This window comes from Lactiplantibacillus garii (genome assembly GCF_003885105.1).
Taxonomy (GTDB): Bacteria; Bacillota; Bacilli; order Lactobacillales; family Lactobacillaceae; genus Lactiplantibacillus; species Lactiplantibacillus garii.
In genome coordinates this window covers 45,957-58,690 of sequence record NZ_QWZQ01000017.1, presented here as the reverse complement: position 1 = coordinate 58,690, position 12,734 = coordinate 45,957, and the positions used below count along the sequence as shown (strand labels likewise).

Below are 12,734 nucleotides of genomic sequence, written 5' to 3'. Positions count from 1 at the left end.
CAAAGACCGAGCTTTAAGACAAGTGGGGTTCTTGGCTTAAAGTCGTGTCCACCACGTTCCAGCTGCTTTAGAACCAACCGGTAAGGCGGAAGGCTTCCACAATCTGGGCTTGACTAATCGTAGGAAATGAGGCTGTGACAAAAGTCACAGCCTCATTAGTATCTCCGCACAATTATTGTCGAAACGGGTGCCAAAAGTCAACGGCTCCGCTTAACCCCGGATGTCAAACAATCCAAGCCCAGGATTATTCGCCATCCGCCGTTAATGCTCACCAGCTAACCGACTTTTGGCACACTCTAACGCTCAGTCTTAATTTTTCTTTTTCAACTCAAACTCCGCCTGGTCGCCGACCAGTTTTGCGTATAACTCCTGCGTCGGATCCGGGTCAAACGTCCCCAGGTCCACCAAAATTTCACCGTTGTCCGCCACTTCAAAGCCCTGGTACCGATCAAATAAAACGTGGTACATCGTTTGAGCCGGCCGCATCCGCTCATCCACTTGCGCGGCCGCCGCCTTCAACGTATAACCGGTCTGCAACAAATTGCTCATAGCAGCCGCTTTGATTACCATTCGCATGGTGTAGATCCGCGCGCGCCCCGGTTCATCCTGATTTTTTGGAATAATGTACCCCTTTTTTTGCCAGTAACGTAGCTGGCGTGGCGAGACACCAGTCATTTTACTCAGTTCACTAATACCAATGGTCAGTTGCCCCTTATGAAACATTTCCCGAAAGTCCGACCGTGACCCGTTTGCCATGCTGGCGCCTCCCTTCCATACTTTTACTACGTTAAATTATAGCATGGAATTTTGGTGCTACCGCAAAACTGGCTTGAATTTTCGGTAAGAGGTTTATCCGTGGTAGTTCGTTTGTAAATAGTCCGGTAACGACTGGGCCGGATGCCCCATGATGGTCGCGTAGTCATCACTAACCGTGTCCAGTAACCCCCGCGCCCCACCGGCGTACATCGAAGCTAACATTGGGCCTTCGTTCCCCTGGTTATAAAGGTCGCTAAAGGTTTGCAAACTAACTGGCTGATACCCAATCGGCTGCCCACTCACCCGACTTAACACGGCCGCTAGTTCCAGCATCGTGTAATTACGTTGCTGGGTCAACGTGTAAATCCGCCCGTCTGCTAACAGGGCCGGGGTGGTCGCCACCTTGGCAAACGCGGCGGCGCTATCCGCCTGACTAATGAAGCTTAGCGCCTGGTCAGCCATTGGGTAAATCACGTTTTGACGTTCAATTAATTCGGGCAAGTACGGTACGAGTGGATCGGCGTATAACGCGTTACGTATGATCGTGTAATGCAGCCCACTAGCGGCCAACCGACGCGGTACGTAACCGTAAAACGCGGACAGTGCGAACGGATTATCGACCTGATCCGCAATGAATCCCATGACTAGCAAGTGCCTGACGTGGGCGGTCGTCGCCGCTTGAAGCACGTTTTCAAACTCCGTGACCCGGCTAAAACTATCGTGGCTCTTGCTAGGGACGTAAATAAACACGTCACTATCCCGTAACACCGCCGTTAAACTGGCGGCATCGTTATAGTCAATGGCACTGATTGCCATCCCCTGATCTTTCAACGCCGCCGCTTTACTGAGCGTGTGCACGCCCAAGTTTAGTTCGTTCGCCGGTACCAGCTTGGCCATGGCGTTCACAATTTGTCGGCCTAAATGCCCAGTAGCACCCGTAATCGTATATTTCATGTTAACTTCCGCCCTTCATGTAACTTTATAAGTTACATTTAAACCGATTTACGCCGTTTTGTCAATCAGTTAGTCTGATACGGGCCATTAAAAAGGTCGGGCACCGTTTGCCCGACCAATGGTTTAACTGTTCAGTTGAGTGTTACGCAACCTGTTCACCCAAATGTTTCTTCGCTGGCGCCTTTTTAACGTTCTTAACGTCCGCGTCCGAGAAGCCAAACAGGTACGTCAACGTAAAGGAAACGATAATCGTGGCAGCCGAGGCAATCAAGAAGCCGAATAAGCTAAAGTCCAGCCCCTTCGGGTTAATGAAAGAAGTTACCCCAATCAGTGACCCGGCAAAGCCCCACATGTTCACGTTTAGCAAACCAGTTAAGAACCCACCAACGGCACCACCGATGCTGGCAGTTACGAAGGTCCGCCCGTACTTCAAGTTGATCCCGTACATGGCGGGTTCGGTCACCCCACAAAACGCGGAGATCGTGGCCGGCCAAGCTAATTCCTTGACGCTCGCAACCTTAGTCTTCAAAGCAATGGCGAGGACCGCACCACCTTGGGCCACCATCGTGGCGGAAACAATCGCGTTGATTGAACTGTGACCAGTCGTGGTAATGTCGTTGACCACGATTGGGATAATTGCCCAGTGCAACCCGAAGATAACTAAGACTTGGTAAAAACCACCAATAATCAAACCGGAAATCGCCGGACTGAGTTGGTAAATTCCCATGATTCCGGCAGCCAGCGCCCCGGAAAAAGCGGTAATTAACGGGCCGATGAAGATGACGATCACACCAGAAATCAACACAACTTCAATCAGTGGAACAAAAATCATCCTTAACACCGTTGGAATCACCCGTTTTAACCACGGTTCCAGCTTACTTGCCAACCAGGCACCGGCAATCATCGGAAAGATTGAGTACGTGTAAGACGCCACGTGCACCGGAATGCCGAAGAAATCCGCGTTAATCGCCATTCCCAGCAAGTGACCGGTCACCTTACCACCGGACGCTAAGCCCACGATGGTCGGGTACGTCAATACCCCACCGACAATTCCCATGATCACGGGGTCGGCGCCCAATTTTTTAGCCGCCGTAAAGCCGACGAAAATTGGCAGGAAGTAAAAGACCGAATCACCCATCGCGTTAATAATTACGTAGGTCGGCGCCTTATCCGAAACGATGTTAAAGGTGGTTAGTAACGCCAGGACTCCCTTTAAGATCCCGGAAGCTGCCAGGAGTCCAATCACCGGAATCATTGAACCAGTAATGACCCCAATTAAACTACTAAAACCGTGTTTCACCTTTTGCCACGGCGTCATCTTTTGCCAAGCCGCCCGGTTAGCTTCCTTTTCCATCGCGGCGGTCGACGCTTCGTCGTCACCGAAGCCCGGTCCTAATTGATTAATAATGGCATCGTACACGTCATTCACGGCCGGTCCAATCACCACCTGGTACTGACCACCGGCTTTAGCCACGTCGATGACCCCGTCTAAGTCCCGGATCACCTCGTCGTTGGCCTGGCTTTCGTCCTTTAGATAGAAGCGGACCCGGGTAATACAGTGAATCACGCTCTTCACGTTCGCCGCGCCACCAACCTGCGTAATGATCTGGGTAGCTAAGGCGTCGTACTTACTCCCCTTGCCCTGCGGTTTAGGCGTGTTAACGACCGGTTGGACTTCCCGGTTTAAATCTACCACGGCTCCGACCACACCCGCTTTAACGTCACCTAACTGGGCATCCAAATTAGCGACCATGTCCGCCGAATTCGTGACCGCTAAAATAACGGTCGTCCGTTTACCGGCCGCCGCAACGGCTTCAATGTCCATCGTTCCAATCGGGTCGCCCGCTTCCACGTGGTCCCCGGCCTTCACTTGAATCTTAAACGGGGGCCGGTCGCCCATTTCAACGGTGTCGATTCCTAAGTGGACTAATACTTCCAATTCGTTATTAGCTTTAAAGCCGATGGCGTGCAGCGTATCGGCCACCATCGTGATTTCACCACTAACCGGAGCAACCACGTTTCCCACGGTCGGTTCAATTCCAAACCCCTGGCCCATCATGCCTTGTGAAAATACCGGGTCCTGAATAGCGTTCAACGGGATCAATTTCCCCGCGACCGGCGTTAATAATTGCACTTGTTTCATCTGCGATTCTCCCCCTTCTGTTCTAATCGCGTAACAAAGCAACTGACTGGTATGGTCGTAAAATGACGGACTTTCCGGCAACCACGTGCTGATAATTAGAAATCAACACCCGGGCGTTAACGAATTCGTCCGGTAACGTGACCGTTGTCTTGCGACCGTAAAAATTATTTAAAACGACTAATTTCTGTTGTTGGTACTTGCGGATATAAGCTAACACCTGCGGATGATCGACAAGTAACGGTTCGTAATCCCCATCCGAAACCACGTCATAGCGTTTTCGGAGCGTAATCAAGCGTTGGTAATAGTTGAAGATCTCACCGTGAGCCAGTTCGTTGGCGACGTTGACCGCGTCCTGGTTGGTCGGCTTCAACCACGGCGTCCCGGTCGTAAAACCGGCCGTTAGTGGTTCTGCCGTCCACTGCATCGGGGTCCGGGCGTTATCCCGCGACTTCACGTGTACCAAGTGGAACGCCGCCCGCTCCGGGTGACCGTCCTTAAGCAATTTGTGATAAGCATTGAGTGACTCCACGTCCACGTAATCCTCAATCTGATGGTACTTTGGATTGGTCATCCCGATTTCTTCCCCCATGTAAATAAACGGGGTCCCCCGGAGGAGGTGAATGGTCGTGGCTAACATCTCGGCCGATTTTTCCCGGTAATGGGTCACGTCGCCAAAACGATCAACTGCCCGTGGCTGGTCGTGGTTATTCCAGAACAGGGCCTGCCAACCACCGCCAGCATCCATCCCAATTGCCCAATCATTAATAATGGTTTTCAGGGCTTGAAAGTCAAACGGGCGGTCGGTCCACTTTTGCCCGTGATCGTAGTCCGTTTTTAAGTGGTGGAAATTAAAGACCATTGACAATTCGTGGTCGTCCGGGCGGGAGTAAGCCACACTGTTCGCCAGCGTCGCTGAGGACAATTCCCCCACCGTAACGTCGTGCTTGTGCTTGCCAAAACTCGCTGAACTTAACTCTTTTAAATAGTCGTGAACGATTGGCCGGTCCGTATAGAGCAACTTGCTCTGAGTTCCGGGCGGCGCGTCGACTAATTTTTGGTCCTTACCAATCACGTTAATGACGTCAAAGCGGAATCCTTGAACCCCCTTTGCCTGCCAGAAGTTAATGACGTCCGCACAGGCTTGCCGGACCGCCGGATTGTGCCAGTCTAGGTCGGCCTGGGTCGGATCGTAAAGGTGTAAATAGTACTGGTCCGTGTCACCAAACGGGGCCCACGCGGAACCACCAAATTTAGACTCCCAGTTCGTTGGTAACGAACCATCCGCCTTAGCGGGCCGGAGGTAGTAGTATTTTTGGTACTCCGGATCACCAGCCAGCGCTTTTTGAAACCATTCGTGAGCCGTTGACGTGTGGTTAAACACCATGTCCAGCATCACGCCGATACCGGCATCCTTTAACTTTTGAACCAGCTCTTCGAAATCTGCCATCGTTCCGAAGAGTGGGTCAATTTGATAATAATCTTGAATATCATACCCGTTATCATTTTGAGGCGAAACGTAGAACGGGTTGAACCAGATCATGTCAATGTTCAGTTGGGTCAAATATGGTAGTTTTGCGATAATCCCCCGTAAGTCACCCACCCCGTCACCGTTACTGTCATAAAACGATTTCGGATAGATTTGATAAATCACCTGTTTTGAAAGTTGCATTTAAACCCTCCCCCAATTTAGGTTGTAAAATAATAAAAGCGCTTTCATTTATGTTTATAATAATAGCCGTCAATAAATTGACGGTCAAACAAGTTCACCCAATATGTTCGTTTATATAAGCACTGAACAAACGACTTTATTAGTTCAACTACCTTCTTAATCGAGGGTCAATCGTTGCCCACCCAAAAAGGACGTTTCGAAGTCCGCGGTCGTTTTAACCCGCTTACCAAATTCAACGATCAACGCGTGAAACTCCCGCGCAGTCGTAAAATCATGGGCCCAGTTAGCTTGAATCTTTGCTTGGGCCTGTAAGTACCTGCTGGGCAATGGTTGCCCTAACCAACCAAACAACCGTCGCAAATAGGTATCAACGATAATCGTCGGTTGGTTAAAAACGTACATACTAAAGTAGTCGGCGGTCTCGTCGCCAACACCACGTAACGCTTTTAACTCCCGCCGTAGTTGCACCGCTGGCAGGGACCGCAGTGTGACTAAATCAAACTGATACTGCCCACACCACTTCGCAAGGCCTTGTAGCGTTGGTACTTTACGGGTGTAAAACCCAGCCGGCTTCACTAGCGCGGTTAACTGTTCAGTTGAAAGGGCCAGCAGGCGTTCCGGCTCAAATCCGGTGGCCGTTTTCAAATTTACCAGGGCGTAGTCCACGTTGCGCCAGTTCGTATTTTGCACCAGGATACCGCCCCATAAAATCTCCCAAGGAGTCTCTGCGGGCGGGACGCCCGGCTGGAGCCAGTGTTGCGGGCCCATCGTTTTAAACATCCTTTGATATAGCTCTTCAATCGTCATTACCTTCACCCCCTAAAAGTCAAATTACCGTTTATTATGCCACGTGAACTACTCGGCCATAAATGACCGGGCTTCTGGGAACACTGCTGACTTACACGTAGCGGTTACAGCTATTGACCACGGCTGGTTCCCAGCCTAGACAGTCTTTTTAAGCACCTAGAATATTCTTAGCGGCATTAATATCTCGATCGTGACTAATACCGCAATTAGGACACGTCCACTGACGAATCGTTAGCCCGTGCTTACCATCATCATAGCCACAGTTGGCGCAAATTTGACTGGTCTTGCTAGGGTTAACGGTGACTAACTACTTCCCGTACCAGTCACATTTATAGGCTAGTTGTGAATGCAGTTCCCGCCACGCTTGGTTAGCGATTGCCCGTGCCAATTTGTGATTGTTAAGCAGATTTTTGGTTTTCAAATCTTCAATTTTAATCACATCATACTGTTCAACTAATTGCTTTGTGAGTTGATTCAGGTAGTTATGACGTTGATTGGCAATCTTTTCATTATATTTGGCAACCATGTGTTTAGCCTTTAAGTAGTTGCTGAAATCAGATAGCTCACGGGGTGCGATTACTTTATTGTGGTGATCCCACGCAATTTCTTTTTTAGCTTGTAACCGTCTACGAGCCAACCGTTTTTCCCAGTAGTGTTTCTTTTGGGCTAACTTTTTATCAAAACGGATCGTCGGAAACTTGATACCATCACTAGTAATCATTAAATCAGCAACGCCCATATCAATCCCGACGAACTGACCGGTCTTTGGAAGTTGTGAAATTTCACTATCAACTAGGAAAATGGCGTAGTATTTACCAGTTGCTGACAGACGGATCGTGACGCTTTTGATTATACCGGTAATTTGACGACCTGCTTTGAAAGAAACCATGCCTAGCTTTGGCAGTTTAACGTGATGGCTATCTATTTGTTTGATATTATGGTTAACGCAATTAGCCTGATAGCTTTGTTTGGGGAATTTACGCGATTTAAATTTAGGGTGGCCCACGTGTTCCTTAAACAACTTCTGAAACGCCTGATTTAAATCACGACTAACATTCACTAGGCTAGTGGCATCGGCTTGTTTGAGAAATGGGTACTCTTGTTTTAAACGTTTTATCAAATAATTCATCCCGAACCTACTGACATACGACCCACCATTATGATAACGCTCAATCTGCATGTTTAATAACTGGTTCCAAACAAAACGACAGCAACCGAAGTTATCAATTATTTTCGTTTGCTGTTCTAAATTTGGATATATTCTAATTTTAATTGCTTGCAGGGTCATTCAATTCCACCGCCTTTAAACGTTGATCATCAATGTATTTTGCGACTGTTTGCTGATTAGTTGTGCCAATACTTTCAACATAATAACTTGGTGACCATAAGTGGCGGTTGGTTGATTTCCAATAACTTGTTTGTAATTCTGGGCATTCTCTAAACAATCGATATGCGCTAATTCCTTTAAGCCAGCGAACAATATTGGTAACGGATAGCTTAGGGGGTGCGCTAACTAATAGGTGAAGATGGTCGTCCTTTCCAATTTCCATATAATCAATACTAAAACCATATTTTGAAGCTATTTCTAGCAAGATACGCTTCAATACAATCTCAACGTTGCCTTTCAAGACACGATTGCGATATTTAGTACCCCAGATAATATGATAATTGAGATTAAACACGGAAGTTCTACCATATGTTAATCTACTTTTGTCTTTCATGTAAGTAATTATAGCACGATTTTTCACACCCATATGCACTTTGCACAAAAATAATAGGCGAGGAAACACACTCTTTAAAGAACGTGTTTCCTCGCCCGGTTCAAAAAAACTGACCTCCCGTTACGAAAACCCGTAACGCCGGGGTCAGTTCTTTAATTAGTCGTCCGCAACGGAGGTCCGTTTTACGACCAACACAATGTCGGCCTTGTGGTTGGCTGGTTTAACCTTTTCCTCAAAGTTTAACTCGGCATCTTTAAATAATTTCTGAATTTCAGTATTCACTAACGCTTTGTCGCGCGGATCGCCCTTTTGTTGCCGAATGTAAACCACGTATTGATCTGGTAATTCTTCTAGATCATATTCGACATCTTCGTCATTTAAAATGACGTAAATCAACTTACGTTCCTTGTTCATACGAAAAACCCCTTACTATTATTTTTAATCCCGAATTAGTCGATTGCGGCTAATTACCGGACAACTTAGCACCGGAACACACCGAATACTAAGTTAGGCTTAATTTCAGTATACCAGTTTTTTTGCAAAATTCGGAACCGGTTTCACTATCCGGCCAATTATTTTCACCCCCTCTACTTACTTTGCCTTTCAGCAATCTAACAAACTAGGTTGCTTTACCAGTATGGCGACTCCCGCCCAAACTTGATTTAAGCCGGTGTTTATTAACTTTTTTCAAAAACCAGCCTCCCACCCAACCCCACGGATTGGAGTCTGTTATACTAACTGTTAGATTAATTGATCGGGGGGTTAACAGTGTATTATCGTGGTGAAGTACTCGACTTTTTAAATATGTTACTCACGGATGACGCGGCGCCGTTGATGCGTTCACGAATCGTCTTTTCTAGCAAGATCGACGTTGAACGGCTAAAGGCCGCCGTCCTCGCCTCCGCGCAGATCGTCCCCGAAATTTTTGCTGGTTATCAGGCCGACCATAACCGGTTCGTGGTCACTGACCAGCCCGTTAACGACCTGGTTCACGAAGTTCAAAGTCCCTATAGTCCCGAAAACGGCGCTTTTGACTTTATAAAGGGCCCCCAACTACAGCTCTTCGTGATCCATCACGACCAGTACGACGTTTTGCAGGCCTTCATGAGTCGCCTCCTGACCGACAGTACCGGTTTCAAAGAGTACCTTTACTTACTTGCGCAAGCCTATAATTTTGATGACCTGACCGGCTATCAAAACGAGCGCCGGCTGCGTCCCGTGATGACGCAACTTCAACGCCAATTTTCCCGGCCCCGGCCACACCCTAACCTGACGACCGACGCCGTTAAGCTTCCCCACTATCCGGGGATCACGCTAAGTCACGGCGGTCACGTCATGCTCAGCAGTAAGCAGTTTATGCGGGTGCGGCGGGTCGCTAAGGCTCAGGACGTGGGCATCAGTGAAGCAATTCTGGCCGCGTACGCTAAGGCCCTCCAAGTCTTAACGGGCCACACGACGATTACCTTGCCGTGTCCCATCAACTTCCGCCGGTTCACTCCAGAAGCTGAAAAAACCACCCGCATCGCTAACTTAACCGGTAACGTCTTCTTGACGATTAAAGTAGACGTTGACGCACCGTTCAGTACATTGGTCAACCAGGTCCACGACTTATTGACCACCGAACGTGAACGTGCCGCCTTCCTTTACCGGTTAACTAACTTGCAAAAAATGAACCACACGATGCCAATTAGTTTAATGCGCAAAGTTACACGCCGATGGCTGGCTCAGCGCCCACTGACCTACACCAATTTTGGCGTCGTTGACCAACAGCGGCTTAAATTTCACGGGTTAACGGTCGTTAACTGTGTGTTTTCCGGGGCTTTTCGAATCACCCCGACAATGGAAATTGCCGCCAGCACCTTTGCCGGTACCTGCACACTGAGTTTCAACAGTAACGGTTCCGAGCGCGACTACCAATTATCCATGAAAATTTTAGAAAACATTCAGGCCCAACTATTAGTCTGGGCACAAACTAAACTGACCACGACCACCAGTGTTGAACACGTCGTTAATACCAAAGCTGAATAGCTCGCTACCGTGGCAAACCTAACGTACAATTATTATTAGAACCAAACGCGTCCATTACTCAATCAACCGAGTAATGGACGCGTTTTTGAAATTTATGGTGGTACCACTATTTTGATTTAAAAGGGTTTAAACGGGACTAGTTTACCTCCCTGCTCCGGTTTCGCAGTGGGCGCATACTGGCTTAACTCCGGTGGGGTGGCCATAACGGTCAAATTAGTCGTCGGCGCGGCGTACGCCGCAAAGCTGGGCCGTACTACTTGGGGAGTAAGCCCGTTGCCCCGGGTCAGTCCGACCCGAATTTGAGTCAACGGTTGAAATTCCGTTCCAACTAAACTGGTCAGGAGTCCGTCGTATAAGCGCCACAAGGCCCCATCGGTCGCGTTCCAAACCGCGGCCTTTCCCGGAGTTCCGACAAACGTAAACGTCGCTTCAACCCACTCGGTCGTAACTAGCACGCTGGTCGGAGCAACCGCCAACTGGGCAACTGCGCGTTGAACGTCCGTCAAGCGTTGATCCGCATTGGGCGCCGAACAACGAACCGTAAACTGCGGTAACCAACCGACTAACCCATCCTCGCGCTGATGCGCCAAGCGCCTCAGACGAATCGTCGTAGCCGTCATGGCTGCTAAACCTAATTGGTACCACTGCTCGTATTGAACCCGTTCCGTTGGTAAAGCTGGTACAATTTGTTGTTTCATTGTTCGCCCTCCCATCACACGTGACTGAAAAACTTAACTATCGTTAGTGTAGCGAGCAAATTCAGGCACGTAAACCACTCCGGACTATTTCATTGCTTAATTTTGTCAAAAGTTTCATTTAGTAACGTTTCTAAATTGGAATCCTTCTAATAAGTGTGGTTTAATAAGGTTGAATCTTACAAAGGAGGAACCGCGTCATGGCAGAAGATATGTTAACGCAAGCCTTGCAGCAATTAAAAGACCACAAGATCCGGGTAACCCCCCAGCGGCAGATTATCCTGACCTACCTCGTTACACACCATAATCACCCTTCAGTAGAAACCATTTACCAGGCCTTAGATACCCAACTGCCAAACTTAAGCTTGGCGACGGTTTACAACACCTTAAAACTATTTGTCGACCTAGGCATCGTCATCGAGCTCCAAAACGGCGACGCTGGCACCCACTACGACTTCTTTGGTCGACCGCACTACCACGTTGTTTGTGAGAACTGCGGAAAAATCACCGACGTTTTTGAACCCGACTTATCGGGTGTCGAAACTAAGGCAGCCGCGTTATCCGGCTACCTCGTCACTGGTCATAACATGGAAGTCTACGGACTGTGCCCCGACTGCCAAAAGCTACTACAAGTCACTAAAACCGCGGATTTAAAACGGTTAAATTTAACACACAGTGAATCCTAAAAAAACGCGGATTGCTGGGGAAACGTCGTACTAAGTACTCGGTTCCCCAACGACCCCCGTTTTTAATTAATGCCTATCGTTCCTGACCAAACGCGAAATAGAGCCACGGTCCAATTGGTTGCACAAAGGCTAATAGTAACCAGCCAATTTTATGCCCGTGACGGACGGATTTAACTCGTAAAACATCCGTTATAACGATGGTACTGGCCGTCACTTCTAGCGCGGCGAGTGGTAAAATACGCTGCCATACGTGACGAGATAATGGTTTACGGGAATGTCGGTGCTGACAACAGTGTTTGAACATGGTGCAGGCCCCCTCGAATTTAATTAACTCAATTATACGCCGACATCGTTGCAAACGCTATCAAGTTCAATACCCGCTGGGACGTTTGCCCAAAAAACGGGTACTCGTAATTGCAAATTCGTCAATAACGGCACTGTCCTGTAACAATTGCCGGGTCGTGACCCCGACCTGGCCATGATCAATCGTAATGATTTGGTAACTGCTACTTTCCCGAACTAGGTGCCGACGCGGATTGGTACAATTAATATCATAGGCGGCCGAACCCGCGACCACGTTTAAAACGTGATCACCGTTAACGTAGGTCGTGGGAAAGTGGACGTGCCCACTAAAAACGCCGCCAACGTTATGTCCCCGTAATACCGATAGCAACGCCGGTGTATTTTGTAAAATCGCGTAGTGCATATTCCCCATGGTCGGGCCGTCTAAGGGGTGGTGTAAAAAAAGAAAGGCCCGTTTGGTTGGCGCCTGTCGGAGGTGTTTCCCCAACCACTGTAATTGACTCGGCGCTAACCACCCCGCTTCGTAGCCGGTCACTTTAGAATCCAAAAAGTAAAAATCATTATTGCCAATGCGCATTCGGTTAGCGTAGTACGGTCCGGGATCGGCTGGTAGGTAACCGGTGTAAAACGCCGCCCGGCAATCGTGGTTACCCAGAATAACGCGCACGTGACAGTTAAATTCTGACTTCATCGTATGCACGACCGCGTGTAGTCGCTGATAGTCATCGGCACTGCCATTATGAATCAGGTCCCCCGTAAAGACGATTAAATCGGGTTGAAACGGTAGTTGCCGTAAATCATCAATAATTGCCGCCAATTTGGCCCATGGATCAACCCGTTGATGGTGCGCCGGGACCTGTCCGTGGGGCGTCAAATGTGGATCAGAAATCTGAATCACGTGTAAGCATTGCATTCTAATCACTTCTCTACCTAAAATATTCACCAAATGGTTAACTTTAATATAGCCAGTCA

Annotated in this window: 12 protein-coding genes and 1 pseudogene; 2 read left to right on the top strand and 11 right to left on the bottom strand. The window is 48.5% G+C overall.

All coding sequences use genetic code 11. From position 1 onward, the window contains the following. Nucleotides 1-309: 309 nt before the first annotated feature. The 8 genes and pseudogenes from D1831_RS06675 to D1831_RS06640 all read right to left on the bottom strand — a co-directional run bounded on the left by D1831_RS06675 (nt 310) and on the right by D1831_RS06640 (nt 8,464). Nucleotides 310-756: a MerR family transcriptional regulator gene (locus tag D1831_RS06675; protein ID WP_125072157.1), complete on the bottom strand. Its 447-nt coding sequence runs from the start codon at nt 754-756 to the stop codon at nt 310-312. A gap of 93 nt (nt 757-849) precedes the next feature. Then, entirely contained in the window at nt 850-1,710 is an 861-nt protein-coding gene (locus tag D1831_RS06670) for an SDR family oxidoreductase (RefSeq protein ID WP_125072156.1), read from the bottom strand. A 142-nt stretch (nt 1,711-1,852) separates the two neighbouring features. Beyond that, a complete protein-coding gene (locus tag D1831_RS06665) occupies nt 1,853-3,853 on the bottom strand; it encodes a glucose PTS transporter subunit IIA (RefSeq protein ID WP_125072155.1) in 2,001 nt (666 codons plus the stop codon). A gap of 22 nt (nt 3,854-3,875) precedes the next feature. Continuing rightward, the gene (treC, locus tag D1831_RS06660; RefSeq protein WP_125072154.1) at nt 3,876-5,522 is read right to left on the bottom strand and encodes an alpha,alpha-phosphotrehalase; all 1,647 of its coding nucleotides are present in this window, start codon (nt 5,520-5,522) and stop codon (nt 3,876-3,878) included. A 156-nt stretch (nt 5,523-5,678) separates the two neighbouring features. Beyond that, nucleotides 5,679-6,329, bottom strand: a complete 651-nt coding sequence (locus D1831_RS06655; RefSeq protein WP_125072153.1) for an endonuclease III domain-containing protein — start codon at nt 6,327-6,329, stop codon at nt 5,679-5,681. Nucleotides 6,330-6,477: 148 nt separating this feature from the next. Continuing rightward, a pseudogene (locus D1831_RS06650) lies at nt 6,478-7,617 on the bottom strand (RNA-guided endonuclease TnpB family protein). Further along, nucleotides 7,598-8,050 carry an IS200/IS605 family transposase gene (gene tnpA / locus D1831_RS06645; protein WP_125072158.1) on the bottom strand — a complete coding sequence of 151 codons (453 nt, stop codon included), beginning with the start codon at nt 8,048-8,050 and terminating at the stop codon, nt 7,598-7,600. The pseudogene D1831_RS06650 and the gene tnpA overlap by 20 nt, the downstream one beginning before the upstream one ends. Before the next feature lie 156 nt (nt 8,051-8,206). Next, nucleotides 8,207-8,464, bottom strand: a complete 258-nt coding sequence (locus tag D1831_RS06640) for a hypothetical protein (protein WP_125072152.1) — start codon at nt 8,462-8,464, stop codon at nt 8,207-8,209. A gap of 354 nt (nt 8,465-8,818) precedes the next feature. On the opposite strand from D1831_RS06640, the gene D1831_RS06635 reads away from it, so the two are divergent. Next, on the top strand, nt 8,819-10,078 hold the full coding sequence (locus D1831_RS06635) for a hypothetical protein (RefSeq protein WP_225422806.1): 1,260 nt from the start codon (nt 8,819-8,821) through the stop codon (nt 10,076-10,078). Between the two features lie 116 nt (nt 10,079-10,194). On the opposite strand, the gene D1831_RS06630 is transcribed toward D1831_RS06635, so the two are convergent. Beyond that, complete coding sequence (locus tag D1831_RS06630; protein ID WP_125072150.1) at nt 10,195-10,776, bottom strand: hypothetical protein; 582 nt, start codon at nt 10,774-10,776, stop codon at nt 10,195-10,197. Between the two features lie 197 nt (nt 10,777-10,973). Between D1831_RS06630 and D1831_RS06625 the strand changes: the two genes are divergently transcribed. Continuing rightward, nucleotides 10,974-11,459, top strand: coding sequence for a Fur family transcriptional regulator (locus D1831_RS06625; RefSeq protein WP_125072149.1), 486 nt, complete (start codon nt 10,974-10,976; stop codon nt 11,457-11,459). Between the two features lie 73 nt (nt 11,460-11,532). Here D1831_RS06625 and D1831_RS06620 read toward each other — a convergent pair whose 3' ends face one another. Continuing rightward, nucleotides 11,533-11,763: a PLDc N-terminal domain-containing protein gene (locus D1831_RS06620; RefSeq protein ID WP_125072148.1), complete on the bottom strand. Its 231-nt coding sequence runs from the start codon at nt 11,761-11,763 to the stop codon at nt 11,533-11,535. Nucleotides 11,764-11,829: 66 nt separating this feature from the next. Then, complete coding sequence (locus D1831_RS06615; protein WP_125072147.1) at nt 11,830-12,675, bottom strand: metallophosphoesterase family protein; 846 nt, start codon at nt 12,673-12,675, stop codon at nt 11,830-11,832. Between the last annotated feature and the right edge of the window lie 59 nt (nt 12,676-12,734).